This window comes from Bradyrhizobium sp. USDA 4454 (genome assembly GCF_054822705.1).
Map to the genome: position 1 here is coordinate 4,698,614 of NZ_JBTRCN010000001.1, position 26,004 is coordinate 4,724,617.

Annotated in this window: 23 protein-coding genes; 11 read left to right on the plus strand and 12 right to left on the minus strand. The window is 62.6% G+C overall.

All coding sequences use genetic code 11. The features are described from left to right. Positions 1-194: 194 nt before the first annotated feature. The 3 genes from ACVIW0_RS22145 to ACVIW0_RS22155 all read left to right on the plus strand — a co-directional run bounded on the left by ACVIW0_RS22145 (position 195) and on the right by ACVIW0_RS22155 (position 3,655). Positions 195-2,027 (plus strand): IlvD/Edd family dehydratase, encoded by a 1,833-nt coding sequence (locus ACVIW0_RS22145; protein ID WP_461354259.1) that lies wholly within the window; start codon positions 195-197, stop codon positions 2,025-2,027. A gap of 124 nt (positions 2,028-2,151) precedes the next feature. After that, a complete protein-coding gene (locus tag ACVIW0_RS22150) occupies positions 2,152-2,883 on the plus strand; it encodes an SDR family oxidoreductase (RefSeq protein ID WP_461354260.1) in 732 nt (243 codons plus the stop codon). A gap of 25 nt (positions 2,884-2,908) precedes the next feature. Then, the gene (locus ACVIW0_RS22155) at positions 2,909-3,655 is read left to right on the plus strand and encodes an SDR family NAD(P)-dependent oxidoreductase (protein WP_461354261.1); all 747 of its coding nucleotides are present in this window, start codon (positions 2,909-2,911) and stop codon (positions 3,653-3,655) included. Between the two features lie 147 nt (positions 3,656-3,802). On the opposite strand, the gene ACVIW0_RS22160 is transcribed toward ACVIW0_RS22155, so the two are convergent. Beyond that, complete coding sequence (locus ACVIW0_RS22160; protein WP_461354262.1) at positions 3,803-4,675, minus strand: LysR substrate-binding domain-containing protein; 873 nt, start codon at positions 4,673-4,675, stop codon at positions 3,803-3,805. Between the two features lie 94 nt (positions 4,676-4,769). Here ACVIW0_RS22160 and ACVIW0_RS22165 point away from each other — a divergent pair, with 94 nt between their 5' ends. From ACVIW0_RS22165 to ACVIW0_RS22180, 4 genes are all read left to right on the plus strand, one after another. Continuing rightward, complete coding sequence (locus ACVIW0_RS22165) at positions 4,770-5,672, plus strand: DMT family transporter (protein WP_461354263.1); 903 nt, start codon at positions 4,770-4,772, stop codon at positions 5,670-5,672. Positions 5,673-5,758: 86 nt separating this feature from the next. Beyond that, positions 5,759-6,439 carry a site-2 protease family protein gene (locus ACVIW0_RS22170; RefSeq protein ID WP_461354264.1) on the plus strand — a complete coding sequence of 227 codons (681 nt, stop codon included), beginning with the start codon at positions 5,759-5,761 and terminating at the stop codon, positions 6,437-6,439. 102 nt (positions 6,440-6,541) lie between these two features. Next, positions 6,542-6,949: a hypothetical protein gene (locus tag ACVIW0_RS22175; RefSeq protein ID WP_461357389.1), complete on the plus strand. Its 408-nt coding sequence runs from the start codon at positions 6,542-6,544 to the stop codon at positions 6,947-6,949. 197 nt (positions 6,950-7,146) lie between these two features. After that, a complete protein-coding gene (locus tag ACVIW0_RS22180) occupies positions 7,147-8,367 on the plus strand; it encodes an ABC transporter substrate-binding protein (protein WP_461354265.1) in 1,221 nt (406 codons plus the stop codon). Positions 8,368-8,634: 267 nt separating this feature from the next. Here ACVIW0_RS22180 and tolA read toward each other — a convergent pair whose 3' ends face one another. From tolA to ACVIW0_RS22215, 7 genes are all read right to left on the minus strand, one after another. Then, positions 8,635-9,426, minus strand: coding sequence for a cell envelope integrity protein TolA (gene tolA / locus ACVIW0_RS22185; protein ID WP_461354266.1), 792 nt, complete (start codon positions 9,424-9,426; stop codon positions 8,635-8,637). Positions 9,427-9,438: 12 nt separating this feature from the next. Beyond that, positions 9,439-9,903, minus strand: coding sequence for a TonB system transport protein ExbD (exbD, locus tag ACVIW0_RS22190; protein WP_456755365.1), 465 nt, complete (start codon positions 9,901-9,903; stop codon positions 9,439-9,441). Between the two features lie 3 nt (positions 9,904-9,906). Further along, on the minus strand, positions 9,907-10,956 hold the full coding sequence (gene exbB / locus ACVIW0_RS22195) for a tonB-system energizer ExbB (RefSeq protein WP_461354267.1): 1,050 nt from the start codon (positions 10,954-10,956) through the stop codon (positions 9,907-9,909). Between the two features lie 3 nt (positions 10,957-10,959). Continuing rightward, on the minus strand, positions 10,960-11,649 hold the full coding sequence (locus ACVIW0_RS22200) for a Fe2+-dependent dioxygenase (RefSeq protein ID WP_461354268.1): 690 nt from the start codon (positions 11,647-11,649) through the stop codon (positions 10,960-10,962). Positions 11,650-11,669: 20 nt separating this feature from the next. Continuing rightward, on the minus strand, positions 11,670-14,225 hold the full coding sequence (locus ACVIW0_RS22205; protein ID WP_461354269.1) for a TonB-dependent receptor: 2,556 nt from the start codon (positions 14,223-14,225) through the stop codon (positions 11,670-11,672). A 203-nt stretch (positions 14,226-14,428) separates the two neighbouring features. Continuing rightward, the gene (locus ACVIW0_RS22210) at positions 14,429-14,668 is read right to left on the minus strand and encodes a hypothetical protein (RefSeq protein ID WP_456755369.1); all 240 of its coding nucleotides are present in this window, start codon (positions 14,666-14,668) and stop codon (positions 14,429-14,431) included. A 126-nt stretch (positions 14,669-14,794) separates the two neighbouring features. Continuing rightward, positions 14,795-15,256 carry a MarR family winged helix-turn-helix transcriptional regulator gene (locus ACVIW0_RS22215; protein ID WP_461354270.1) on the minus strand — a complete coding sequence of 154 codons (462 nt, stop codon included), beginning with the start codon at positions 15,254-15,256 and terminating at the stop codon, positions 14,795-14,797. 182 nt (positions 15,257-15,438) lie between these two features. Between ACVIW0_RS22215 and ACVIW0_RS22220 the strand changes: the two genes are divergently transcribed. Genes ACVIW0_RS22220 through ACVIW0_RS22230 form a run of 3 tightly spaced genes read left to right on the plus strand, consistent with a single transcriptional unit; the run spans position 15,439 to position 20,360 of the window. Beyond that, on the plus strand, positions 15,439-16,608 hold the full coding sequence (locus ACVIW0_RS22220; protein ID WP_461354271.1) for an efflux RND transporter periplasmic adaptor subunit: 1,170 nt from the start codon (positions 15,439-15,441) through the stop codon (positions 16,606-16,608). Next, positions 16,605-19,751, plus strand: a complete 3,147-nt coding sequence (locus ACVIW0_RS22225; protein ID WP_461354272.1) for a multidrug efflux RND transporter permease subunit — start codon at positions 16,605-16,607, stop codon at positions 19,749-19,751. Before ACVIW0_RS22220 ends, ACVIW0_RS22225 begins: the two co-directional genes overlap by 4 nt. Positions 19,752-19,808: 57 nt before the next feature. Beyond that, complete coding sequence (locus tag ACVIW0_RS22230) at positions 19,809-20,360, plus strand: invasion associated locus B family protein (RefSeq protein WP_461354273.1); 552 nt, start codon at positions 19,809-19,811, stop codon at positions 20,358-20,360. Positions 20,361-20,371: 11 nt separating this feature from the next. On the opposite strand, the gene ACVIW0_RS22235 is transcribed toward ACVIW0_RS22230, so the two are convergent. Both ACVIW0_RS22235 and ACVIW0_RS22240 read right to left on the minus strand, forming a co-directional pair. Further along, positions 20,372-20,779: a GNAT family N-acetyltransferase gene (locus tag ACVIW0_RS22235; RefSeq protein ID WP_461354274.1), complete on the minus strand. Its 408-nt coding sequence runs from the start codon at positions 20,777-20,779 to the stop codon at positions 20,372-20,374. A gap of 359 nt (positions 20,780-21,138) precedes the next feature. Continuing rightward, positions 21,139-22,878, minus strand: a complete 1,740-nt coding sequence (locus tag ACVIW0_RS22240) for a GYF domain-containing protein (protein WP_461354275.1) — start codon at positions 22,876-22,878, stop codon at positions 21,139-21,141. 212 nt (positions 22,879-23,090) lie between these two features. Between ACVIW0_RS22240 and ACVIW0_RS22245 the strand changes: the two genes are divergently transcribed. After that, a complete protein-coding gene (locus ACVIW0_RS22245) occupies positions 23,091-23,465 on the plus strand; it encodes a hypothetical protein (RefSeq protein ID WP_461354276.1) in 375 nt (124 codons plus the stop codon). Between the two features lie 129 nt (positions 23,466-23,594). Here ACVIW0_RS22245 and ACVIW0_RS22250 read toward each other — a convergent pair whose 3' ends face one another. Both ACVIW0_RS22250 and ACVIW0_RS22255 read right to left on the minus strand, forming a co-directional pair. Continuing rightward, entirely contained in the window at positions 23,595-24,908 is a 1,314-nt protein-coding gene (locus ACVIW0_RS22250) for a hypothetical protein (protein ID WP_461354277.1), read from the minus strand. Continuing rightward, on the minus strand, positions 24,905-25,882 hold the full coding sequence (locus tag ACVIW0_RS22255) for a hypothetical protein (RefSeq protein ID WP_461354278.1): 978 nt from the start codon (positions 25,880-25,882) through the stop codon (positions 24,905-24,907). Before ACVIW0_RS22255 ends, ACVIW0_RS22250 begins: the two co-directional genes overlap by 4 nt. Between the last annotated feature and the right edge of the window lie 122 nt (positions 25,883-26,004).

Consider the following 26,004-nt stretch of genomic DNA (forward strand, 5'->3'; position numbering starts at 1 on the left):
CCGCCACAGGGACGCCAAACATGACAAAATGGTAGCGCAACCAAGTCCCTTCAACTAAGGTCCAATCCATCCAGCGAAACACCACTGCGTGATCGTCGAGGTTTGTAATGCGCGACGATTTGCGCAAGGTAGAACGACGTTGAACCAGAGCCCTTCCATGGGCCCATCCAGAGTTTGCATTGCGGGAGAAACAAATGACAAAACCCCACACCAACGGGCATGGCGCCGCAGGCGAGACCAGCAAGGGCCGCAGGCTGCGCTCCCAGGAATGGTTCGACAACCCGCACAATCCGGGCATGACCGCGCTCTATCTCGAGCGCTACCTCAATTACGGCCTGACCCGCGAGGAATTGCAGTCCGGCAAGCCGATCATCGGCATCGCCCAGACCGGCAATGATCTGTCGCCCTGCAATCGGCACCACCTCGAGCTCGCGCACCGCGTCCGCGAGGGCATCCGCGCCGCCGGCGGCATCGCGATGGAGTTTCCGACCCATCCGATCCAGGAAACCGGCAAGCGCCCGACTGCGGCGCTCGACCGCAACCTCGCCTATCTCGGACTCGTCGAAATCCTGTTCGGCTATCCGCTCGACGGCGTGGTGCTGACCACCGGCTGCGACAAGACCACGCCGGCCTGCATGATGGCGGCGGCGACCGTCAATCTGCCCGCGATCGTGCTGTCGGGCGGCCCGATGCTGAACGGCTGGCACGAGGGCCAGCGCACCGGCTCCGGCACCGTGGTGTGGAAGGCGCGCGAGCGGCTTGCCGCCGGCGAGATCGACTATGAGCAGTTCATCGAGATCGTCGCCTCCTCGGCGCCCTCGGTCGGCCATTGCAACACCATGGGCACCGCCTCGACGATGAACTCGCTGGCCGAAGCGCTCGGCTTCTCGCTGCCGGGCTGCGCGGCAATCCCGGCGCCCTATCGCGAGCGCGGCCAGATCGCCTACGAGACCGGCAAGCGCATCGTCGACATGGTCTGGGAAGACCTCAAGCCGTCGGACTTCCTGACCCGCGAGGCGTTCGAGAACTGCATCGTGGTCAATTCCGCGATCGGCGGCTCGACCAACGCGCCGATCCACATCAATGCGCTGGCCCGCCATGTCGGCGTCGAGCTGTCGATCGACGACTGGCAGAAATACGGCCATGACGTGCCGCTGCTGGTGAACATGCAGCCGGCCGGCTTCTATCTCGGCGAGGAATATCACCGCGCCGGCGGCGTGCCCTCTGTCGTGCGCGAGTTGATCAAGCACAAGCGCATCCATGAGGGGGCGCTGACCGTCAATGGCCGCACCATGGGCGAGAATTGCAAGGACGCGCCTGCTCCCGACGGCGACGTGATCTGGGCCTATGACAAGCCGCTGGTGAAGGACGCCGGCTTCATCGTGCTGCGCGGCAATCTGTTTGATTCCGCGATCATGAAGACCAGCGTGATCTCGAAGGAATTCCGCGACCGCTATCTGTCCAACCCGAAGGACCTCAACGCCTTCGAGGGCCGTGCCATCGTGTTCGAGGGCCCGGAGGATTATCACGCCCGGATCGAGGATCCGGCGCTCGACATCGACGAGCATTGCATCCTGTTCGTCCGCGGCACCGGCCCGATCGGCTATCCCGGCGGCGCCGAGGTCGTGAACATGCAGCCGCCTGCGGCGCTGATCAAACGCGGCATCCTGTCCCTGCCCTGCATCGGCGACGGTCGGCAGTCCGGCACGTCAGGTTCACCGTCGATCCTCAACGCCTCGCCGGAAGCAGCCGCCGACGGCGGCCTTGCGATCCTCAAGACCGGCGACAAGGTGCGCATCGACCTCAACAAGGGCAGCGCCAACATCGTGATCTCGGAGGATGAGTTGCGCACCCGCCGCGCCGAGCTGAAGGCCAAGGGCGGATTCCCCTATCCGGCCAACCAGACGCCGTGGCAGGAGCTCTACCGCCAGACCGTCGGCCAGCAATCGACCGGCGCCTGCCTCGAGCTCGCGACGCGCTACCACGACATCGCCGGCAAGGTCGGCGTGGCGCGGGATAATCACTGACACTCTTCGTCATTGCGAGGAGCGCAGCGACGAAGCAATCCATAGCTCCGCAGCGGAGGAATGGATTGCTTCGCTTTGCTCGCAATGACGGGACAAAAATCAAGACGAACACTGGGAGATATGAATGTCAGACCGACTGAAGGGCAAACGCGCCCTTGTCACCGCCGCAGCGGCGGGCATCGGACGGGCGTGCGCGATCGCATTCGCGCGTGAAGGCGCCACCGTGATCGCCACCGACATCAATGAAAGCGGCATCGCCAGCCTGGGCCAGGAAGGCGTCGCCGAGACCGCACGGCTCGACGTTCGCTCTACAGCCGAGGTCAACAGCTTCGCCAAGCGTGTCGGCAAGATCGACATCCTGCTCAACGCGGCCGGCTTCGTGCATCACGGCACCATCCTGGAGTGCTCGGACGAAGACTTCGATTTCTCGTTCGATCTCAACGTCAAATCGATGCACCGGACCATCAAGGCGTTTCTGCCGGCGATGCTCGCGGGCGGCGGCGGCAGCATCGTCAACATCTCGTCCTGCGCAGCGTTGCGGCCACCGGCCAATCGCTACGTCTACAGCGCGTCGAAGGCGGCGGTTTCGCTGCTGACGCGCGCGGTCGCGCTCGACTTCATCACCCAGGGCATCCGCTGCAACGCGATCTGCCCCGGCACCGTCGAGACGCCCTCGATGCTCGAGCGCGCGGCGGCCGCGGGTCCGGATGGACGCGAGAAATTCGTCGCCCGTCAGAAGATGGGCCGGCTCGGCACCGCCGAGGAGATCGCGGCGATGGCGGTCTATCTTGCGAGCGACGAAGCCGCATTTACCACCGGCGTCGACATGGTCGTCGACGGCGGCTTCATGCTCTGACGTCCCCGATCAAAAGGCATCCAGCATGAACAAGATCGATCTCAACGGCCGCTGCGCCGTCGTCACCGGCGGCGCGCAGGGCTTTGGCCGCGCCGTCACCGAGCGCTTTGTCGCCTCGGGCGCCAAGGTCGCGATCTGGGATTTCGACCAGCCGCTGGCGGACAAGACCGCCAGCGCGATCGGCGAGAACGTGATCGCGATCAAGACCGACGTTACCGATCCCGATGCGGTCGACGCCGCGCGCGATCAGACGCTGCGGGCGTTCGGCAAGATCGACATCCTCGTCAACAACGCCGGCATCACCGGGGCCAACAAGCCGGTGTGGGAAACCGATCTCGACGATTGGCGCAGGGTGATGCGCATCAATCTCGAGGGTCCCTTCATCTGCTGCAAGGCGATCGTGCCTGTTATGATCGGCCAAAAATATGGTCGCATCGTCAACATCGCCTCGATCGCCGGCAAGGAAGGCAATCCGAACGCCGCGCATTATTCGGCGTCGAAGGCCGGTCTGATCGCGCTCACGAAGTCGCTCGGCAAGGAGCTCGCGCAGCATGACATCCTGGTTAATGCGGTGACGCCGGCTGCGGCGAAGACCGCGATCTTCGACCAGATGACGCAAGCGCATATCGACTTCATGCTGTCGAAGATTCCGAAAGCCCGCTTCGTGCAGGTCGAGGAGCTGGCCGCGATGGTGGCGTGGCTGGCCTCGGAGGACTGCGCCTTCTCGACCGGCGCGGTGTTCGACATTTCAGGCGGACGGGCGACGTACTAGTGGTTCGTCTCTGACGCGTGATTTACTCGGTGTCATTCCGGGGCTCGCGAAGCGAGAACCCGGAATCTCGATCCACATCCTCTGGATTCCGGGTTCGCGACTTCGTCGCGCCCCGGAATGACGGAATGGACTGTCAGAGACACAAGACTAGGCAGCGCCGCGCCTCACCGACTGCCGAAGCGCCGCGACGAGATGATCAGCCAGCAGCGATGCCGCACGCGAGAGATTTTGCGCGCGGTGCAGACGGATCTCCGCGCGCGGCAGCCGCGGCATGCCGTCGCGCGCGGTCAGGCGCCGCAGCGCCGGTGGAAAGGTGCCCGACTTGACCACGGTCACGGCAAGGCCCTGCGCTGCGATCGCCTCGACCGCGGACAGGCTGTGGCTGACAAAGGCGAGCCGCCACGGCCGGTTGGCTTCGTCCAGCGCCTGCATCGCCCAGCTCCGGAACAGGCAGCCCTGCGGATAGAGCGCGACCGGCAGCGGATCGAGCTCCTCGACGCGATGCGATGCGCTTGCGGCCCACACCGCCTGCTCGGTGCGCAGCAGCTCGCCCTCGCTGCGGCCTTCAGGGTGCATCGCGATCACGAGGTCATAGGCTTCGCCGAGCCGCTCGGTCATCGACGACGTCAGCCCGGTCTCCATCTCGACATGGATCAGCGGATAGGTGGCGACGAAATCCTTGAGCAGCGGCGGCACGATCAGCGTGCCGTAATCGTCCATCACGCCGAGGCGAACCCGCCCGTCGGTGCCGTGCGCGCGCACCCGGCCGACCGCCTCCGCATTGAGACTGAGGATGCGTCGGGCGTAACCGAGCAGCCCCTCGCCGGCCGCGCTCAGATCGACGCTCGAGGTGCTGCGGTGAAACAGCTCGGCCTGCAGCCGCTCCTCCAGCCGTTTCACCTGCATGCTGACCGCCGACTGGGTCCGGTTCAGCGCCGAAGCGGCGCGGGTGAAGGAGCGATGGTCGGCGACCGCGACAAAGGCCTGCAGCAGATCCGGATCCAGGATCGGGGCGCTCATAATAATCCGTGATTTATTTGATCAAATCTATTCCATTCCCTGATTATGGCCCCTTCCCTAGATTGCGCAAGCGAAACAACGGGATCGACGCGGGATGGGTGAGCTCTGGGGGATTTTGGCGGCGGTCGCGTCGAGTGCGATCGGCGGAACTTCAATCGGGGCGACCCGGTTTCTGGTCGGCGCCCTCGATCCGCTGGCGATCGGCGCGTTCCGCTTCGGCATCGGCGTCCTGCTTCTGCTGCCGCTGGCACTGCTCCAGCGCAGCAACTGGCCGCCACGGCGCGATTGGCTCGGCGCTGCCGGCCTCGGCCTGCTGTTCTTTGCGGCGTTTCCGATCCTGTTCAACGCCTCGCTGATCTTCACGACCGCAGCGCGCGGCGCGCTCGCGCTCTCGACACTGCCGCTGCTGACCATGCTGGTCGGCGCCGCGCTCGGTGCCGAGCCGCTCACCGCGCGCAAAACCATCGGCGTGCTGGTCACGATCCTCGGAGTCGCCATGGCACTGCTGTCCGGTCTCGCCACCGCGCCGCCGGGCGCCTGGCGCGGCGACCTGTTGATGGTGGCAGCGGCGCTGTGCATGGCGCTCTACAGCATCTGGTCAAAGCCCTATATCCGCCGCTCCGGCCCGATCCCCTTCAGCACGCTGGCGATGGCCGCCGGAGCCACAGTCCTGATTGCCGCAGCGCTGCTGCGCGGCAGTTTCGCGCCGGTCGCCGATTTCGGTGCACCGCAATGGTTCGGCGCGACCTATCTCGGCGCCTTCGGCGCAGCCCTCACCTTCTACCTCTGGGCCTTCGCGCTGGAGCGGACGACGCCGACCCGCGTGGCGATCTCGGTCACTGTCAATCCGATCGCGGCCTCGCTGGTCGGCGCAGCCCTGCTCGGCGAGCCGCTGAGCTGGAATCTGATGGCCGGCATCGTCACCGTGTTCGCCGGCATCTGGATCGCGACCACCCAGGCGCACCAGGCGCGCGTGGCCGCGCCGGAAACGTCCTGATCCGCGGCCAAGGGCCGGCAAAGCCGCCGGCGAATCCGTGCTAGCCTGAAGGTCCGTTTCCGAGCGAACCCAAAGGCGGCACGCCATTGAACATTTCCCTCTATGACGTCTCGGTCTGGGTCCTGCCGCTGGTCATCGCGATCACGTTTCACGAAGCCGCACACGGCTTCGTCGCGCACCGGCTCGGCGATGACACCGCCTGGCAGCTCGGCCGCGTCAGCTTCAACCCGCTGAAGCACATCGACCCGTTCGGCACCCTGATCCTGCCCGCGATGCTGCTGTTCGCGCATTCGCCGTTCCTGTTCGGCTACGCCAAGCCGGTGCCGGTGAACTTCCGCAAGCTGAACCATCCCAAGCTCGACATGGTCTGGGTGGCGCTGGCCGGCCCGGTCACCAACATCATCCTGGCGACGGCTGCGGCGCTGGCATTCCACGCACTGCCATTGATTCCAGCCGATGCCGCCAAATGGACCGCGGACAATCTGAAAAACGCGTTCCTGATCAATATCGTGCTCGCGATCTTCAATATGATGCCGATCCCGCCGCTGGATGGCGGCCGGGTCGCGGTCGGGCTGCTGCCGCGGCCGCTGGCCATCCCGCTGGCCCGGCTGGAGCCCTACGGCATGCTGATCCTGATCGGGCTCCTGATCCTGTTGCCCGTGATTGGCCGGCAAGTCGGCCTAAATCTTGATGTTATTTCAACGATACTGCGAACTCTGACCGGCTATGTGATCAATGCCCTTCTCCTCATTACCGGAAACACATAGCTTTCATGAGCGCATGACCCGATCGGAAAGCCGGTGCCCGCTTGTCGGGGTCATGCGCGGGGACAGGAACGCGTCGAGGCCATGGTGATCAAAGCTGCCGATATGCTGATTGCACGACGCGCCGACACCCGTGCGCGGGCTGACTTTGCCACCTGGAAGATGATGGCCAAGCTGAACGGCGCCTCGGCGCTGCCGCCGGACGCGCAGAATTTCCTCGCCATCTACAGGAAGCTCACGGAGCAGATGAGCGACGCCGAAGCCAGCGAGGCCACCATCCAGGAGATGTACCGCACCTACTATGCGGAGATGGGCGGCGCCGGCAAGGCGCCCGAGGTTCCGGCCCGCACCCGCGAGCCGGTTGCCGACACCGGCAATGTCACCGCATTCCGCCGCCTGCCCGCCAAGAAGACGAATACGTCCGATCCGAACGCCAAGCGTCCGATGCCGGTGGCGCTGATCTTCGCCTGCCTCGTCGTGGTCTACGTCGCGATCCGCTACTACTGGAGATAGCGCCGTCGGCGGTTCTCTTCATCTCCGACATTGATGATCGACGCGCGGATGCCGCGGCATCGCGTCGCGCGGCATCAGCGGCGTTATCGCCGCAGCGTGGAATATCGCGCGCAGGCGATCGCTCCGGTGCCCTAGGCGCTGCGCCCGATGCCGGGCATAATGCGGAACTCAAAAAGCAAAATCATACTGGAGGGAAGATGAAGCGTTCCATTGCAGCCCTGATCATGACCACGAGTCTCGTGTTCGCCGGCACGGCGTCGGCGCAGACGATGGACAAGCTTGTCCGGGTCGGCAGCCTCGGCGACCAGTCCGGCCTCTATCAGGATATCGGCGGTCCCGGCTCGACGGTGGCGGCGCAAATGGCGATCGAGGATTCCGGACTGCTCGCCAAGGGCTGGAAGATCGATGTGATCGCGGCCGATCACCAGAACAAGCCTGACGTCGGCGTCAACATCGGCAAGCAGTGGATCGACGTCGAGAAGGTCGACGTGTTCGTCGACCTCGCAAGCTCGGGCGTCGGGCTTGCGATCGCCAACCTCGCCAAGGAGAAGAACGTCGTCAACCTGAACTCCGGCTCCGCTTCGTCCGACCTCACCGGCGCGCAGTGCTCGCCGAACACGGTGCACTGGGTCTACGACACCTACATGCTGGCCAATGGCACCGGCAAGGCGCTGGTGAAATCCGGCGGCGACACCTGGTTCTTCCTGACCGCGGATTATGCCTTCGGTCAGGCGCTCGAGCGCGACACGTCGGCGGTCGTCACCGCGAATGGCGGCAAGGTGCTGGGCAGCGTCAAGCATCCGCTCAACAACGCCGACTTCTCGTCCTTTCTGCTGCAGGCACAGAGCTCGAAGGCCAAGATCGTCGGTCTTGCCAATGCCGGCGGCGACACCACCAATGCGATCAAGCAGGCCGCCGAGTTCGGCATCGTCGCCGGCGGCCAGAAGCTTGCGGGCATGCTGATGTTCCTGACCGACGTCAACGCGCTCGGCCTCAACGTCGCGCAAGGCCTGAACTTCACCGAGACCTTCTACTGGGACCTGAACGATCAGACCCGCGCCTTCACCAAGCGCTTCATGGAGCGCTTCAAGAAGAATCCACCGACCATGGTGCAGGCCGGCGTCTATTCGTCGCTGATCCACTACTTCAAGGCACTTGAGGCGATAGGCGGCAATCCGCATGACGGCCGCGCCGTGGTCGCCAAGATGAAGGAATTGCCGACCGACGATCCCTTGTTCGGCAAGGGCTCGATCCGCGTCGACGGCCGCAAGATCCACCCGGCCTATTTGTTCGAGGTGAAGAAGCCACAGGAATCGAAATATCCGTGGGACTATTACAAGCTCATCGCCACCATTCCCGCGGATGAAGCCTTCCTGCCGCTCGAGAAGAGCGTCTGCCCACTGGCGAAGAAGAGCTGACACGCCGTCATTCCGGGCTCGCCAACGGGTCCGCGCAAAGCGTGGCCCGATGATTTCGACGCTTGCGGCCAAACTCTCGGTGTCATCACCCGCGAAAGCGGGTGATCCAGTATTCCAGAGACAGCAGTGCTTGAATCGAGAAGCCGCGGCGTACTGGATCCCCCGGTCAAGCCGGGCGATGACAGCGAGGATGGGGACGCAGCTTCATATTCTCGCGACATGAAGCGTCCGAGTTCTGCGTTTCGAATTGCGTGCGTCGCGCGCTCGCTACTTCTTCGGCTTGTTGAACGTGACGGGAAGCGTGAAGGAGAACTGGTCCTCGGTCAGACCGGCCGGCGGCGCCGGCACCGGATCGGAACGGTGGACCATCGAGACCGCGGCGTCGTCGAATGCGGCATCTCCAGACGTTTCCATCACGGCGACGGACAACACCTTGCCGAGGCGGTTGAGCACCAGGGCAAGCTTCACCTTGCCCTCCTTGGCCTTGCCGTTGTCTGGGAATTTCTTGTGCAGGTCGAGATAGGCGCTGATCTTCTTGCCCCATTTGGCGGTCAGCGCGAGCTTGTCCTTGCCGATGCCGGGATTGGGGGCCTTCGTGGTCTCCGACTGGCGCGCGTCGTCGAGCTTGGTCGGCGCGGCCGCTTCTGAAGCCTGCTGCGCCTCCTGGGCGTTGGTCTCGACCTTGGCGACCTTGGCCTCCTCCTCCTTCTGCTTCTTGGCGGTGTCTTCCGTCACGATGCGATCGGGGTCGTCGGCCTCGACAGGCTTTTCCTGAGGCAGGTCGGTGTCCTTCACCTCCGCCTTCTGCTGCGCCATCTCCTGCACGGCCTGCTGCTCGTCGGACGGCGCACCGGGCGGTGCCGCTTCTTCAGGGACATCCGGAGAGGAGAGCTCGATGGCGTACTCCGCGCCGGCGGCGCCAAGTCCCTCGTCGCCGTCGTCGCGCAAGTTCGTCAGCGCCAGCGCCGCGCCGCCCAGATGCAGCCCGACCGCCGTCACCGCGGCGATCACCCAGAGCCGCTTCGAGGTCCGCAGATCGAGATCGGGGTTGGTCGACATCGCTGTTCGCGGTCAGGGTTTGGCCGGCTCGGCCGGCGCCGCCGCGGGCGCGCCCGGAACGCCCTCGAGCGTGACCAGCTTCACATGCGTGTAGCCGCCGGCGCGCAGCAGCTCCATGACGCCCATCAGCTCGCCATAGGGCACCGTGCGATCGGCACGAAGGAACACGTATTTGTCCCGGCTCATGTCAGGCACGGCATCCAGCGAATTGATCAGCTCGGCCCGCTTCACCGCGTTCTCGCCGATCGCCAGCGTCAGGTCCGGCTTGATGCTGAGATAGGTCGGCTTGTCCGGCTTCTTCTGCGGCGTCGCGCTGGAGGTCGGCAGGTCGATCGGCAGGTCGACGGTCGACAGCGGCGCCGCCACCATGAATATGATCAAGAGCACCAGCATGACGTCGATGAACGGCGTGACGTTGATCTCGTGGGATTCCGCGAAATCATCGTCGCCGTCATTCTCGGAGATCGAGACTGCCATCGCCTACTCCGCCGCCGCGGCGCGTCCATGCGCGCTGCGCGGAACGTCTACGGGAATGCTGCCATGGGTGCGATCGAGATCACGCGACAGCAGCCGCCCCGCGGCGCCCGAGGCGCGGTTGACCAACTCGAGATAGACCTTCGTGACGCGCGAGAAATGGTTGTAGATGATGACCGCGGGAATCGCCGCGACGAGGCCGATCGCGGTCGCCAGCAGCGCCTCCGCAATGCCCGGCGCCACGACGGCGAGGTTCGTCGTCTGCGACTTCGAAATGCCGATGAAGCTGTTCATGATGCCCCAGACGGTGCCGAACAGGCCGACGAAGGGCGACGTCGCGCCGATGGTCGCGAGCAGGCCCATGCCGACGCGGATCTTGCGGGCCTCGGCGCGCACGATCTCGGCAAAGCTCGACGCGGCGCGCTCCTTGATGCCGGCATCGCTCGAAATCCCGGCCGACAGACGCCCCTCGCGCATCGCGGCGGCAATGAACGACGACAGCACGCTGCCCTTGGCGCCGAGCGCGAACTGCGCTTCGGCCAGCGAGCGTGATTCAGCGATCCTGGCGAGCGCGCCGCGCAGCCTGCTCTGCGCGACGGTCAGCTCGACCATCTTGGCGATGAACACCGTCCAAGTCACGAGCGACGCAAAAGCAAGGCCAAGCATCACCGCCTTCACGATGATGTCGGCGTTCAAGAACATGTTCCACGGCGACAATTCGTGCAGGCCGGTCGCGGTCGATTTCAGCGACTTGCCGTCGCCGCCGGCCGGCGACGCTTCAAGCGCCGTCGGTGCCGGAGCCGCTGCCGAGGGTGCCGGCGCGGCTTGGGCTCGCGGCGCCACGGGCGCGGCCGGCTGGGCCACCGGCGCCGCCTGGGCAGCGGCCGCAGGCTGAGCCTGGGCGGCCGGCGGTTGAACCGCGGGAGCGGGCTGCGGCCGGGTCACGGACTGCGCGGCAGGCGCCGTTTGCTGCTGCGCCGAAGACGGCGCGGCCAGCATCAGCATCGCCAGCGAGGCGATCATGGCGGATGCAGCGGGGAACTTGAATGTCATCATCAGTTACACTTCAGCCCAGTGACGGATCAGGTTGTGATAAATCCCGGTCAATTTGACCGTTTCAGGGTCATCGCGCCCCAGTCGCTCCACCAGAGCCTGGATCGCAGCATCGAGATCAAAGATCAGGCTGCGCGCGTGAGCATCCCGTACCATGCTCTGCAGCCAGAAAAAAGACGCTACCCGCACTCCCCGCGTGACCGGCGTGACCAGATGCAAGCTGGAAGCAGGATAAAGTACCAGATCGCCTGCCGGCAGCTTGATTTCATGCGATCCGTAGCGGTCCTCGATGACGAGCTCGCCGCCATCGTACTCTTCCGGCTCCGATAAAAACAGCGTGACCGAGAGGTCGGTGCGGATCCGCATGCCGGTCAGTCTGTCGCCGCGCACCGCATTGTCGACATGCAGACCGAAATGGTGCCCGTCGCTGGCGGCGTAGCGATTGAACAAGGGTGGAAAGATCCTCAGCGGGATCGCCGCCGAGATGAACCGCGGGCTTGCCGACAGCGCCGACAGGATGCGGTTGCCGAGCAGCCTGGCGACCTCGCTGTCGGGCGGCAGCTGCTCGTTGCGCTTGACCATCGCGGAGGCAGCCCCCGCGGTCGAGCGGCCGTCCTCCCATTCGGCTTGCTCCATGATGCGGCGGAAGTCCGCCACATCTGCCTTGCTCAATACGTTGGGAACACAGACCAGCATCTCGTGCCGCGAAGCCTCCGTCAGTAACGCGCAGACACAACCAGATACGCGGCGCGTCCCGGCGCTTCCAGCACGAACGGCGCCGCGCTCTGGTACAGCGCGTCGTAGTAGCGCTTGTCGAAGATGTTGTTGACGAACAGCTTCATGGTCCAGTGCTTGTCGATCTTCGCCTCGGCAAAGGCGTCGAACCGCCAGTAGCTCGGGATCGAGGTGCTCTGGTTGGCCGCGAGCAGCGTGCCGCCATAGACCTTGGAGCGATACACCGCCTGTCCGCCGAGTTCCCACATGTCGGTGAGCTGGTACTTGGTCAGCATGCTGAACGACTGATGCGCGACGTTGGCGAGCGGCAGTCCGACGTTGCTGGAGTACAGGATCGTATTGGCCGGCGGCGCCAGCGACTTCGTCACCGCCGACTGCATCAGCACGAGCCCGCCGAACACGCTCCATTTGTCGGTGATCTTGCCGCCGACGCCGAGATCGATGCCGCGGATGCGATAGGCGGCGCCTGCGGTGATACAGGATACGTTGCCGGTCGTTCCGGCCGGATAAACGCACCCCGGGATCGCCGCCGCTGCAGTTGTGCTGTTGACGTTCTGGGCTTCGCGCGCGTTTTCCTTCTCGGTCTGGAACAATGCCGCCGTCACCAGCAAGTGACGGTCGAACAGTTCCCACTTGGTGCCGACCTCTATGGCCTTGTTCTTCTCCGGCCCGAAGATCTGGTTGTTGCCACCGTTGAGAACTGGATTGATACCGCCATAGGCGGTGCTGGTACCGTCGAACTCAGCCCCGACAGGATTGGACGAAGTCGCATAGGCCGCATAGACGCTGCCGTTCGGCAGCGGCTTCAACGTCAGGCCCAGGTTGAAGTTCGGCATCCCGAACTCGGCCGACTGTCGCCCCAGGGTGCCGTTCGACGAATATCCGGACGTGTTGATGCTGTAGTCGTCGTAGCGGACACCCCCATTGAGGATCACGAAGTCATTGTAGTTGGCACTATCCATGATGTAGCCGCTGACCGTATCAATCGCGATCTTGGTCGGCATCCCGGACAGCCCCGATGGAATCGGGAATGGAATGTTGGTGTATTGCGGATTGAACACGCTGACGCCGGAGAGCGAGCCGCTTCCCGTAAAGGCCGATGTGCCGGTCGTTATTTCGGAGCTTAGACCGAGATACTTGTCAATCGACGACCGCTCGTTATCGTATTCGACGCCGGCCGTCGTCGTATGCTTGAAGCCGAGCCCGTCGACCGACTTATAGGTCGCCTCGGTCTGGTTGGCGAATACGTCAGTCACCTGGTAGCGGCTCTGCGGATTGAGACTGAGGGTCGAGGCCGAGAGCGGATTGGCCAGCACCGGCGCTTCCGGCAGTGTGCCGATGTAGTTCTGGGTCGAGCGCGATTCCCGGATCTTGTTGCTGATCATGAGGTCGGGCGTGATCTGCACTTCGGCGTTGATGGTGCCGATGTCCTGCCCGGTCCTGAAGAAGTCGCGATTGACGAAGCCGTAGAAATTGTTGCGATTGACGCCGAAGTCGGGGAACGGACCGCCCGCTGTGCTCGCGGTGCTCGGCCGGTAGTACGGCACGCCGAAGTCCGGAATGCCGGTGAGCTCAGTGTGGATGTAGTTGCCGGTGATCTTCACCGCATCGATCGGCTTCCATGTACCGGCGACGAACGCGCCATCACGATTGTCGGTGACATAGCTGCGGCCCGCGACGCCGGCATCCTGGAACAGGCCGCCGGCGCGGATCGCCAGCGTCGGGCTGATCACCTGGTTGACATCGAGCGTCACCCGCTTGGTGCGATCGGTGCCGAAGGTGGTGTCCATGTTGTAGAAGCTGTTCTCGGTCGTCGCCTGCTTGGTGACGATGTTGATCGCGCCGCCGGTGGTGCCGCGGCCGGCGAAGGACGAGCCCGGGCCGCGCAGGATCTCGACCTGCTCGGTGAAGAAGTTCTCGCGGACGCTGACGCCGGCGTCGCGCACGCCGTCGATGAAGATGTCGTTGCGCGCATCGAAGCCGCGAATGAAGAAGCGGTCGCCGAAGGCATTGCCGCCCTCACCCGTGCCGAGCGTGACGCCGGCCGTCGACAGGATTGCCGATTTCAGCGAGGTGGCGTTCTTGTCCTCGAGCACGTCCTTGGTCAGCACCGTGACCGACTTCGGCGTATTGAGGATCGGCTCGGGAAACTTCCCCGATGCCTGCAAACGGTCGCCCTTGTACGGTGCGGCTGGATCCGCGTACGGGTCGCGGTCGGCAGGAAGACCGCCGGCATTGGGAAACGGCACCGGCGCCTGTTGTGCCTGCTGGTTGGCGCGCCGCGCCGCGCGGCGCAGCGCGTTGCGGGCGCGGACCTGGTCCGAGGTCGGCTTTGACGAGACGGGCTTCGGACGAGCGACCGGAGCATCGACATTCACCGGCGGCAGGTTCGATTGCTGCGCTTCGGCCCCCGAAAACGATGCCACCGCGATCAGGCTCGCGATCGCGGAGACCTTCGTGGCAGAATAACCCGTATCATCAGTCGACCCGATCGCTGCATCGAAGCGCAGCGATCTCGGCGCCTTCACATTGTTCATATCTTGCACGCCCCCAAACGAAGTCAGTTCGATCGCGAAATGAAGCTGCGATGAACTGTCTCCATCGGTTATCGAGCGTGACTTTTTTTATCAATGCGATGAACGCAACAATTGGCTTGAATCGCCCTAGTTCAAAGCGATTCTAATCTGCTGTTTGAAATCGTTCTAAACTATAGATTTTAATCGTTCTAAATCGAACTCGATCACTCGGCGCTTGGCGGCTTCATCAGTGAAAACAGCTCGTCGATGGTCCGCTGCGCGACCTGCCGCACGCGGTCGCTGTTCTCCAGCCCGGCGATATTGACGCCGTTGACCACCGCTTTGATCTCGTCGCGGAAGTCGGTGAGGAAGCGCAGCGGGTCACGCTGCTCGTTGGCGACGCGCGCGATCAATCCTGTCACCAGCAGCTGGCACGCCATCATGCGCCCGTTCAACTCATCCATCGCTGTCCTCGTCCGCTCACATCGTCGCTGCGCGATATGGACGACATCCCGCGGCGTTTCAACTGCGTCGCGCAAGCTCGGCGAAGCGATGGATAGCGTGCGGATCGTCTCCCGATGAGACGCGCGCTATTTGGCGGCGATGTGCTCCGTCGCTTCGCCAAGCACCTTGATGCGATCCTTGACCGCGCGAAGCGTCGCCAGCCCGGTCTGGACATGCTTGTCCGAAACGTCGCGCAGCACGTCGCAGGCGATCGCATCGCGCAAGCTGTCGAGATCATCGACGAGCTGGCGCCCGCTCTTGGTCAGGAAGAGGCGATTGGCGCGGCGATCCCTGGGATCGGGACGGCGCTCGAGCAGGCCATGCTCGACGAGACGGTCGAGCAGCCGCACCAGCGAGATCGGCTGCAATTCGAGGACGTCGGCGAGATCGACCTGGGACAGCCCCTCCTGCTCGCGCAGACGGAACAGCACAATCCACTGCGCGCGCGTCGTGCCTCGCGCCTTGGCGCGATGATCGATATAATTGCGCAGCAGCCGGGAGCTCTCGACGAGCTGCGCGATGAACTGGCGTTTGAGATCGAGCGACATAGGGGTCCTCGGTGCGTTTCCCAGCCGGAATGTTGCTGCTCGTTTCTGACCTAAACCTTTCCGAATGTTTAGGATTCTCAAGCCTTGGTGTGTTTACACATTAAGTGCACGCATATTATATCCGCAAGCTCTGTGAACCGTTTCGATCACCCTTTATTGTTACGTCGAACCCAAGAGTCCGCATGTCCAAGTCACGCACCATCGGTTGGGTTTTAGTGATTGCTGCGGTCGGCGCCGCCGGTTATTTCGGCTGGCAAAAATACACGCTCAACCAGCAGGCGACCGAGGCCGCGCAGAAGCGCGCCGCGCAGCGCCCGCCCGTTCCGGTCAAGATCTCGCCGGTCGAGAAGGCCGACTTCCCGGTGTACCTCACCGGTCTCGGCACGGTGCAGGCGTTCAACACCGTCCAGGTCCGCACCCGGGTCGATGGCCAGATCACCAAGATCGCCTTCAAGGAAGGCCAGTTCGTCAAGGCGGGCGATACGCTGGTCGAGATCGATCCGCGGCCCTATCAGGCAACCCTCGACCAGGCCAAGGCCAAGAAGGCCCAGGACGAGGCCAACCTCGCCAACGCCAATCTCGATCTGCAGCGCACCACCAAGCTCGGCGAGTTCGCGACCCGCCAGCAGCTCGATACCCAGCGCTCGACCGTGGCCCAGCTCACCGCGCAGATCGCGGCCGACGAGGCCGCCATCTTCAATGCGCAGACCCAGGTCGACTACACCACCGTGAAGTCGCCGATCGACGGCATCGTCGGCCTGCGCCTGGTCGATATCGGCAACATCGTCAACGCCTCGGCCCAGACCGGCATCGTGACGATCACCCAGATCGAGCCGATCACGGTGATTTTCACCGCCCCGGAGGACCAGCTGCCCGACATCAAGGCCGCGCTCGCCGTGGCGCCGCCGAAGACCATTGCGCTGACCACCGACGGCAAGAAGGTGCTCTCGACCGGAACCCTGGCGCTGATCAACAATCAGGTCGACACGTCAAGCGGGACTGTCCGGCTCAAGGCGGTGTTTGATAACAAGGACCATGCGCTGTGGCCGGGCCAGTCGGTCTCGACCCGGCTGCTGGTCAGAACCTTGAGGGATGCCACCGTCGTCCCGGATGACGCAGTGCAGCATGGCACCGAAGGCCTCTACGCGTATTCAGTTAATCAGGAGAACAAGGCCGAGCTTCGCAAGCTCAAGGTCAGCCAGTCGATCGACGGCAAATCGGTGATCGACGAGGGCCTGTCGCCGGGACAGCAGGTGATCACCGGGGGCCAGTACAAGGTCTCGCCGGGAACCCTGGTGACAACGGCGGTGGCGAGCTCGGATCAGTCCCAGTCGAAGGTCACGCAGGAATGAGCGCCGGAATATCCGCACCATTCATTCGCTTCCCTATCGGCACCTCGCTGCTGATGGCGGGCATCCTGTTCGTCGGCCTCGTGGCCTATCCGCTGCTGCCGGTCGCGCCGCTGCCGCAGGTCGACTTCCCCACCATCCAGATCACCGCGTCGCTGCCCGGCGCGAGCCCCGAGACGATGGCGACCTCGGTCGCCCAGCCGCTGGAGCGCCAGTTCGCGCAGATCCCGGGCATCGCCCAGATGACCTCGACGAGCTATCTGGGCACCGCCGCGGTCACCATCCAGTTCGACCTCAACCGCTCGATCGACGGCGCCGCCAACGACGTGCAGGCCGCCATCAACGCGGCCAGCGGCCAGCTGCCGAAGACCCTGCCCTCGCCGCCGACCTATCGCAAGGTCAACCCGGCGGACGCGCCGATCATGCTGCTGTCGGCGACCTCGGACACGCTGCCACTGACCACGGTCAGCGATTCCGTCGACGCCCAGCTGGCCCAGCAGATCAGCCAGATTTCCGGTGTCGCGCAGGTCATCATCGGCGGCCAGCAGAAGCCGTCGGTCCGCGTCCAGATCGACCCCGCCAAGCTCGTCGCCAAGGGCCTGTCGCTGGAAGATGTCCGCGCCGCGATCAACATCGCCACCGTCGACAGCCCGAAGGGCAATATCGACGGCACCACCCGCGCCTACACCATCTACGCCAACGACCAGCTGTTGACGGCTGACCCGTGGAACGACGTCATCATCGCCTACCGCAACGGCGGGCCGCTGCGCATCCGCGACATCGGCCAGGCCGTCACCGGGCCGGAGGACGCCAAGCAGGCCGCCTGGGCCAATGGCAAGCGCGGCGTGTTCCTGGTCGTGTTCAAGCAGCCCGGCGCCAACGTCATCGACACCGTCGACAAGATCAAGGCGGCGCTGCCCCGGCTGGTCGCCGCGATCCCGCCGGCGATCAAGATCGAGGTCATCTCCGACCGCACCACCACGATCCGCGCCGCGGTGGAGGACGTCCAGTCCACACTGCTGCTGACCATCTTCCTGGTCGTGATGGTGATCTTCGTCTTCCTGCGCAGTTTCTGGGCCACCGTGATCCCGACCGTCACGGTGCCATTGGCGCTGCTCGGCGCCTGCGCGCTGATGTGGGTGTTCGGCTACACCCTCGACAATCTGTCGCTGATGGCGCTGACGATCGCGGTCGGCTTCGTGGTCGACGACGCCATCGTGATGCTGGAGAACATCAGCCGCTACATCGAAGAGGGCGAGAAGCCGATGGCGGCCGCCTTCAAGGGTTCGCAGGAAATCGGCTTCACGATCGTTTCGATCAGCATCTCGCTGGTCGCGGTGCTGATCCCGCTGCTGCTGATGGGCGGCATCATCGGCCGCCTGTTCCGCGAATTCGCGGTCGTGCTGGCGATGACGATCTTCGTCTCGATGTTCGTGTCGCTGACCCTGACCCCGATGATGGCCTCGCGCTTCCTGCGCGCCCATAATGAGGAGAAGCACGGCCGCTTCTACCAGCTCAGCGAGCGCGGCTTCGACGCCATGCTGCGCGGCTATCAGAGCGTGCTCGACCTCGCGCTGCGCTGGAAGTTCACCACGCTGATGATCTTCTTCGCGACCTTGGCGCTGTCGGTCTACATGTTCGTGATCATCCCGAAGGGCTTCTTCCCGCAGCAGGACGTCGGCCTGATCACCGCGACCTCGGAAGCCAACCAGGACATCTCCTTCGCCGAGATGAAGCGCAAGCAGGAGGAACTCGGCAAGGTCGTCATGCAGGATCCCGGCGTGGCGACGGTGGCGATGGCGATCGGCGGCAGCGGCCGTGCCGGCAATAACGGCACCATGTTCATCACGCTGAAGCCGCTGAACGAGCGCGACGCCAACGCGCAGCAGATCATCGCCCGGCTGCGGCCGAAGCTGGAGAAGATCCAGGGCGCCCGGCTGTTCATGCAGGCGGCGCAGGACGTCCGCCTCGGCGGCCGCCCGACCCGCACCCAGTTCGAGTTCACGCTGCAGGACGCCGACCTCAACGAGCTGAACCAGTGGGCGCCGAAGATCCTGTCGAAGATGCAGACGCTGCCGCAGCTGCGCGACGTCGCCACCGACCAGCAGACCAACGGCACCACGGTCGAGCTGAAGATCAACCGCGACACCGCCTCGCGCTACGGCATCCAGCCGCAACTGATCGACGATACGCTCTATGACGCGTTCGGCCAGCGCCAGGTGACGCAGTACTTCACCCAGCTCAACAGCTACCACGTGATCCTCGAGGTGCTGCCGGAGCTGCAAGGCGCGATCGACACGCTGAACAACATCTACGTCAAGTCGCCGCTGACCGGCGACCAGGTGCCGCTGTCGACCTTTGCGAAATGGACCAGCGCGCCGGTGCGGCCGCTGTCGATCAGCCACCAGGGCCAGTTCCCGGCGATCACGATCTCCTTCAACCTGGCGCAGGGTACGGCGCTCGGGCAGGCGACGGATGCGGTGCAGAAGGCGATGGTCGACCTCGGCGCGCCGCCGACCCTGAGCTCGAGCTTCCAGGGCACCGCGCAGGCGTTCCAGCAATCGCTGTCGACCGTGCCGCTGCTGATCCTGGCGGCGCTCGTGGTGGTCTACCTGATCCTCGGCATTCTCTACGAGAGCTACATCCACCCGATCACGATTCTGTCGACGCTGCCGTCGGCCGGCGTCGGCGCGCTGGCGATCCTGATGGCGGCCGGCTTCGACTTCTCGCTGATCGCGCTGATCGGCATCATCCTCTTGATCGGCATCGTCAAGAAGAACGGCATCATGATGGTCGACTTCGCGATCGCCGCCGAGCGCGACCAGCATCTGGAACCGGAGGCGGCGATCCGCCAGGCCGCCCTGCTCCGCTTCCGGCCGATCATGATGACGACGATGGCGGCCTTGCTCGGCGGCGTGCCGCTGATGCTCGGCACCGGCACCGGCTCGGAAATCCGCCAGCCGCTCGGCTACGCCATGGTCGGCGGCCTGATCGTCAGCCAGGCGCTGACGCTGTTCACGACGCCGATCGTCTATCTCTATCTCGACAGGCTCTCCAACGCATTTGCGAATTGGGGCCGCTCGCCGCGCGCCGATCATGACGCCGATGATGGCGAGGACGGATCGGTCAAGCAGGCCGCCGAGTGACTTGACTTTGCCCACATCCCGGCACATCCGAAAGATGTTCATTTCGGAGCCGGTAGCGTGAAGATTGTCGCAAGATCGCTCGTCGTTCTGTTCGCCGTGTTCGGCCTGGCGGGCCTCGGCCACGCCCAGACGCCGAAGGGCAAGACCACGCCGGCTCCGGCCGCAGCTCCCGAAGCTCCTCAAGGTGAGGCCGCTCCCAACAACACCGGCTGGGTCGCGCGCTGCACCAGCGCGAGCCGCGACGCGCCGCTCGAATGCGCGATGGAGCAGACCGCCATTCTCACCAAGACCGGCCAGCTGATCGTGCTGGTCAATATCCGCGTTCCCGGCGACACCCGCACACCGATTGCGCTGATCCAGCTTCCACTCGGGCTGAACCTGCCGGTCGGCGCCAAGCTGCAGGTCGACGACGGCAAGGCCGTCGATGTGCCGATCCAGACCTGCGAGGCCCGCGGCTGCTACATCAACGCGCCGATCGCCGCCGACGTCCTGGCGCAGCTGAAATCGGGCAAGCAGCTCAAGGTGTCGTTCCAGAATCTTGGCAAGGAAACCATCTCGATCCCGATGCCGCTCGCCGATTTCGCGACGGTGTACGACAAGATCAAGTAGCCAGCCCGCTCCTAACGTTCGCGCTTGTAGAGGAAGGCGTTGTCCGGCTGCGGCATGCCGATCGCCTTGTAGAAGCTGACCGAGTCAGGCGCTGACAGAAGCAGGCACATCGATTCCGGCCCCGCATGCCGCCGCGTCTCCGCGATCAGGCGCTTGCCGATGCCATGGCCCTGATAGCCGCGATCGACTGCGAGATCGGACAGATAGCAGCAATAGGCGAAGTCGGTCAGCGCGCGCGAGACGCCGACCAGCCTGCCCGCCTTCCGCGCCGTCACGATCAAATTGGCATTGGCGATCATGCGCGCCATCCGGTCGGTATCCGCGAGCGGACGCCGCTCGCCGAGGCCCGATTGGCGCAGCACCTCGATGAACTCGTCGACGCCAATCGACGACTCGCGGGCATAGAGAATTTCGTCCATCAGCTTAAACCTCTGTCGCATCATCTGAGTGGCGGAAGCCGCGCGCGACCGTGGTGGGCTACGCTGGCTAGCCTCAGTGCCGTGAGGCCATGCTGCGTTACGACGGGTCCTGCACCACACGCAGGACGCGCCGGGAAATCGCCTCGGGATTTTGAGGTTGCTCGCGCCATCAAATCAGACTGGCTGGGGAACCTGGCCCCGGTGAACCACACCAAAAAGCCCTATAGGCATTTCCGCCGATACGTCTAGGTGGTTTTCCTAGGTGGTTTGGGGTGGATCGGAAATACCTCGTAAAGCAGTCACCACGTAGCCGCCTTTCCGAAACGAATATCGCAACTCATCCTCACATTCGCAATGACTCAAGAGAATATCTCACGCAAGATCAGGGCCGCCTCTTTCATGGGGAGGTTCATAATCTCCTGATAAAACAATATTGTAACCTCACAGAAGCGTGCTTGCTCTGTAGGAGTGGTCGCCTTGCTATTCAGTAACTGCAGATCGCTAGCAGATACTCCCCGCTGACGCAGGCCAGCACGCACTTTCTCCCAAACTGCATCCGTATTGAGAACACCATCCCGCAACCGTGCCGTCGAAATGATCCGCGCGTTAATCTCTAGCTCGCGATCCGATAGTTGCTTGGGAAGCGTTTGAACAGAAGAATCATCTGACTCACCAGATGCGAAAGCGTAGCATGCAGCCGCGCCTTGCAACTGAACCGCACGATACTCATCAACGATAAGCCTCCCGTAGTCTGTCAATACCGCGTCATCGGCGCGAGGCAAGAGAGATTTTATTAGGCCCATGAGCTTACCACGAGCATCGGCAAATAGTTTTGCTCGCGGCGTCCCTTTCGCGGCCCCATTTGAGAAGACATCAAGCACCTCGTCATAACGAAGGCGATACTTCGCTTTCAATTCTCGGTACACGGCTGTTTCTTGCAATGCCTTGTCCCAGTCATCACGAGAAATTCCGTTTCCTCCAAAGCCCCCGAAGGCGTACTCGTCGCCGTTCGACGTCTTCGTTATAACCCGCGCAGCGAGCAGTTCTGCCTGCGAGGGCCTCCACATGTCGGCGTTCTTTGTGGCTAATGCTCGATCAATAAATGGGGCGCTAATACCGACCGTCTCGTAGATCGACCTGCCTGACGATAAGTCCTCCTCGCCCGCGAATGACCCACGGTGAAATCCGAGAACTGCTCCGTTTCGTAATATCCTCTGCCGACCGGCTACAAACGCAAAAGTACAGGCCGATAAACACTTGGAATCTACATAAGTGTCGAGGCCTCTGCTCTTTATCAGCGTGAAAAGCTTCTCGCCTTCACCGATTCTCCCACCAATGCTGTCGAGATGAACAAGGCGAACACCTTTCGAGGAATCTAGAATCTTTCTGAAGTCTTCAGCGAGACCGTATTTGATACCGCCTGTTATTTCCGCTTCTGAGCCGTCGTTCATAACCCTGATCGAGTACGCCGGGATATCCGGATCATCCATGAACGCCATGTTGGTCGCTTCAGCGATTTGGGGGATACCGCTCTTGATAAGAATGCCCGCCGTTTGCAGGGCACCTATGAACACCATGACTTTCGCGAGCCCGGCCCATGGAGCTCGTTTCCCGATCAGAGTTCGCTCCTCAATACGGTGTTGCGCGGACCGCCAAATTCCGACGCTCTGCCACACGGCTAGGCCAGCAATAAATGACCAGAGCGAAACAACGAATATAAGGATACTGATGGGATTGTATCCGGCCTTGCTCGACAGAGCACTAATTAGAGCGATGACAATGAGCGCAAAGAGATTGCTCAGAACACCGATAAGCCAGTAGGAAATCCCAAGGGGATATTCGCCTCGCCAATTCCTGGCAACGAAGTTCTGACGTTTCGCGCCGACATGCACTTTGGCAGCGCCATCAAGAGGGGGTGGCTCTACTGAGATTCGCGGCGAAACCACTAGTGCCGCGCCAGCCGTTTTCCAATCGGAGAAACCTTCGCGCCAGACCCTTACAACACTTGGATTTGGATGATACCGAATGCGGTTATCAAGCTCGGTCCGATCCATCGGACCTCGCTGGATCTCACCATCCCACAGATACCACTCAGACATCTTCCGGCCCCCTTCCCGGAATCGCCAAGCTATTGGAAGACCGGCGCGTCTGCAATGTAAGGGTGTATCGGGCCACCACCGACATTAGTGGTATTGCTTAGGCACATCTAGGTCAAAGCAATTTCGCGGCCTGTCCAAAATGGCTTCAAAAGCTGAAGCCAAGGCCAAGCCGTTGACGGGCGTTTCCGGCACGACGGGCTTGCTGCCCACTGATGGAAGCAGCCTTAACGCTACTCTCGTCGTCGTCGGACTTCCGGCGTACCAAGGACGCGTCCAAGGTGGCCCGCAAGCGCATTTCGGAGACCGGCCAGAAGGGCCACCGCAGGATAAAGCGCCTCGGCAATCCGAATGGCGCAGCAGCCTTGAGGCGTGCAGGCAGAGGCAACGCAGCGGCCATCGCCACGGGCTCAGCCAATGCGGACCAACGCGCTCGTGACCTTGCGGAGGTGAAGGACATCCGCGCAAATGGAGCGGTGACGCTGGAGGCCATCGCCAATGAGCTGAATGGCCGCGAGAGGATGGCGCCAAGTGGTGGCCGCTGGTATCCGTCCTCGGTGGCCAACCTGCTGCGACGCCTTGAGGCCTAGCGACTTGCTCTTGGCCGGCTCACGCCACCACCTCCAGGGGCCGGGCTTGCCGAGAGCATACGGGGGAAACGCAGCAGCCGTGCCTCGGGCGTACCCTTCGCGTTTGTGACCCTAAAATGAGCCCCGCGCCTAGCTCTGGGGATCGAAGAGAGAAGGCCGCACCCGATTCTTAGGCAGCCGGCCGGCCGCTTGTAGCTGTGCAATTTGCTCTGCGTTCGGATCAGGATGTTCTTTCAGCACATCGTTGAACACCCTTGAACGAAGACACCGACCGACCACTAATTGCATATCGTTGATCGGGTCTTCTCCATACCGATCATAATACTTCGAGTACTTTCGCGAGTCGTACACATCGGGCGCGCCCCCGTGCAGCACTGAGTTGCGCAAATCCATAAGGAGGTTTAGGCGCGCCTCAGGCACGTGTGACCCGAGCGTGTCACGGACGCCATCGATGATTGACCGCGTGGCGATTCCATCCTCACCAAATATAGCATCAAGCGTCATGCACAGGATCGGAAACCGCTCAGCGGGATCTAGTGGCCACGCCCTATAGAAATACTCCAGCGCCTTGATCTGCCTCGTGACATCTGCGGCATTTGAGACGAGTTTCGACGCAAGCATGTCTAGCCACTTCACGTCGTGATCTTGAATAATGATATCGGAGGCTAGAGCCGGCGTGTGTGGGTCGCCGCGACTGAATGTGACCATACCGCCATCCGTGATCGTGCAGCGGCCTCCAAACATCTTCCGTCCGGAAAACAGATGTCGCTGATAGGCTACCGGAGTTAGCGTTAAGGCTCCGAGGATGGCAGCCTTGATCTTGTTGGCCGCGAGGAAATCGGGCGACCTCACCCCAAGCCAAACAGAGGGTGTGTCGCGGATGCCGGGCAAATCCGAGAAAGGGGGAAATGCATCACCAACTAGATTGGACACTCCGGGCAACTGAGGTTGCAGAGAGGGTGTACTTGCGGCCACAAGGAAGAATGGCTCCGAAGAAAATTCCGTCTTCGCGACCACGGGAATTATAGGGAATAGCGTCACCTCGTTGCGCGGTTGGAATACCGACGATTCGGCGAGGGCGTCGGCAAAGGTAGACTTGGTAGGCCCACTAATCGCTGCCGAGTAGCTGCCGGCGAACCTCTGAAGAAACGTCTCGTCGGCAAGCAGCCCGTAGTGCTCAATCACGAAGCTCCGAAGCATTCCCGAGATTGCGCTTATTGGCAGATACTTGAGATAGGGCGGACCATTCTTGCGCACATAGAGTGCGGCTCGGACTAGCTTGACTGGATCAATGTATATCTCGATGCCCATGCGCCTTTCGAACGGAGGAGCTCCCCGCCGCATGCCAAAAAAGAACGATGCTTTTAAGAGGTAATCGCTGGGCTGCCTGTATATTGCGTCCAGTATCAACTCCGCCGCCTGACCGTGAATTGCGCTCTTCATGGCGATGGACGACTTCCGGAACGGTCGACGCGGTATATAACTTGATGATCAAGGCCTTTGGCGGATGCGTCCTTGATCCAGACAAAACGGTCCCCTGCACGATCATAGCGAAATCTATTCTGTAGCGCGCCAGTCTCTCGGTAAATTTCCAAGACGTCTCCCGTTAGGTGCCAGCGGGTTTCATTGCGATTTCCCCCTTCTCCGAACAGGCCGCCGTTCAAGAAATTAAGTTGCTTTACTCTCGATCTGGTTGGATCAAAGGTGAGCATCCAAGTCTCATTCAGCAGCCTGCTTTCGAGCGGGGCCGCAAGTCTTGCAGGAGGCTTGGGAAGTTTCCTCAATGGCTTGGCAGGCGGTTCGGTAGAAGCGTCTGGTGGGTAGCTGGCCTCCCACAGCTGACTGAAAATTTCCTGATAGGAATTCACAACGTTTTCAAATCTTCTTCTTGTGACCGTAAAGCTTGGTCGAGAATTGGCCTTTGAGAATGGCGCGACCAACTCGACATGCACCCAACCAGTGCTCTTGTCGGAATCGCCGATCAAGACCGACTGCTGCACCAGCGCCTCGCACCAGCGGACCTCAATCTTGATATCGTCACGGCAAACCGCTGTTGCTCTCAGCACAGACTCAGCCAGATTTGGTTCGCCCGTGCTCTGTTCATAAAACCGGAATGAATCACTGCGTGGGTCGGGAAGGATTAATCGCCGAATGCGACGGAACCGTTTCGAGTCGTTCCGGATGAAGGAGCGGCCCGTGATATAAATCGCATCAATTGCCTCAGTGCTTCCGATCAGGTCATCGAAGCTCCGGTGCTGCTCCAGTGCTACCCGAGATGAGAAGAAGTCGGCACCAAAGCCGATCATCGCCCGCCCATACCGCGCCAGCAGCCAGCTTGCGAGCTGCCTCAGTCCGATCCACCGCAACCATCGGGTATTCGAAATGGCTCGAAGTAAACTTTGTGCCCAATCCGGCATGAGTGATTCCGAGCACCACGATTCTGCATCGATAATAGCTGAATCGGGAACCCGCAACGCCCATCAGTCCGGAAAGTTACACCATCTGCTTTGCGTAAAGCGTTGGGGGGCAGGCTTAGGGG

Excerpts from the sequence above, each read along its gene's own strand:
- ACVIW0_RS22145 (WP_461354259.1), top strand. The coding sequence starts at position 195 with ATGACAAAACCCCACACCAACGGGCATGGCGCCGCAGGCGAGACCAGC.
- ACVIW0_RS22150 (WP_461354260.1), top strand. The coding sequence starts at position 2,152 with ATGTCAGACCGACTGAAGGGCAAACGCGCCCTTGTCACCGCCGCAGCG.
- ACVIW0_RS22155 (WP_461354261.1), top strand. The coding sequence starts at position 2,909 with ATGAACAAGATCGATCTCAACGGCCGCTGCGCCGTCGTCACCGGCGGC.
- ACVIW0_RS22160 (WP_461354262.1), bottom strand. The coding sequence starts at position 4,675 with ATGAGCGCCCCGATCCTGGATCCGGATCTGCTGCAGGCCTTTGTCGCG.
- ACVIW0_RS22165 (WP_461354263.1), top strand. The coding sequence starts at position 4,770 with ATGGGTGAGCTCTGGGGGATTTTGGCGGCGGTCGCGTCGAGTGCGATC.
- ACVIW0_RS22175 (WP_461357389.1), top strand. The coding sequence starts at position 6,542 with ATGCTGATTGCACGACGCGCCGACACCCGTGCGCGGGCTGACTTTGCC.
- ACVIW0_RS22180 (WP_461354265.1), top strand. The coding sequence starts at position 7,147 with ATGAAGCGTTCCATTGCAGCCCTGATCATGACCACGAGTCTCGTGTTC.
- tolA (WP_461354266.1), bottom strand. The coding sequence starts at position 9,426 with ATGTCGACCAACCCCGATCTCGATCTGCGGACCTCGAAGCGGCTCTGG.
- exbD (WP_456755365.1), bottom strand. The coding sequence starts at position 9,903 with ATGGCAGTCTCGATCTCCGAGAATGACGGCGACGATGATTTCGCGGAA.
- exbB (WP_461354267.1), bottom strand. The coding sequence starts at position 10,956 with ATGATGACATTCAAGTTCCCCGCTGCATCCGCCATGATCGCCTCGCTG.
- ACVIW0_RS22200 (WP_461354268.1), bottom strand. The coding sequence starts at position 11,649 with ATGCTGGTCTGTGTTCCCAACGTATTGAGCAAGGCAGATGTGGCGGAC.
- ACVIW0_RS22205 (WP_461354269.1), bottom strand. The coding sequence starts at position 14,225 with ATGAACAATGTGAAGGCGCCGAGATCGCTGCGCTTCGATGCAGCGATC.
- ACVIW0_RS22210 (WP_456755369.1), bottom strand. The coding sequence starts at position 14,668 with ATGGATGAGTTGAACGGGCGCATGATGGCGTGCCAGCTGCTGGTGACA.
- ACVIW0_RS22215 (WP_461354270.1), bottom strand. The coding sequence starts at position 15,256 with ATGTCGCTCGATCTCAAACGCCAGTTCATCGCGCAGCTCGTCGAGAGC.
- ACVIW0_RS22220 (WP_461354271.1), top strand. The coding sequence starts at position 15,439 with ATGTCCAAGTCACGCACCATCGGTTGGGTTTTAGTGATTGCTGCGGTC.
- ACVIW0_RS22225 (WP_461354272.1), top strand. The coding sequence starts at position 16,605 with ATGAGCGCCGGAATATCCGCACCATTCATTCGCTTCCCTATCGGCACC.
- ACVIW0_RS22235 (WP_461354274.1), bottom strand. The coding sequence starts at position 20,779 with ATGGACGAAATTCTCTATGCCCGCGAGTCGTCGATTGGCGTCGACGAG.
- ACVIW0_RS22240 (WP_461354275.1), bottom strand. The coding sequence starts at position 22,878 with ATGTCTGAGTGGTATCTGTGGGATGGTGAGATCCAGCGAGGTCCGATG.
- ACVIW0_RS22245 (WP_461354276.1), top strand. The coding sequence starts at position 23,091 with ATGGAAGCAGCCTTAACGCTACTCTCGTCGTCGTCGGACTTCCGGCGT.
- ACVIW0_RS22250 (WP_461354277.1), bottom strand. The coding sequence starts at position 24,908 with ATGAAGAGCGCAATTCACGGTCAGGCGGCGGAGTTGATACTGGACGCA.
- ACVIW0_RS22255 (WP_461354278.1), bottom strand. The coding sequence starts at position 25,882 with ATGCCGGATTGGGCACAAAGTTTACTTCGAGCCATTTCGAATACCCGA.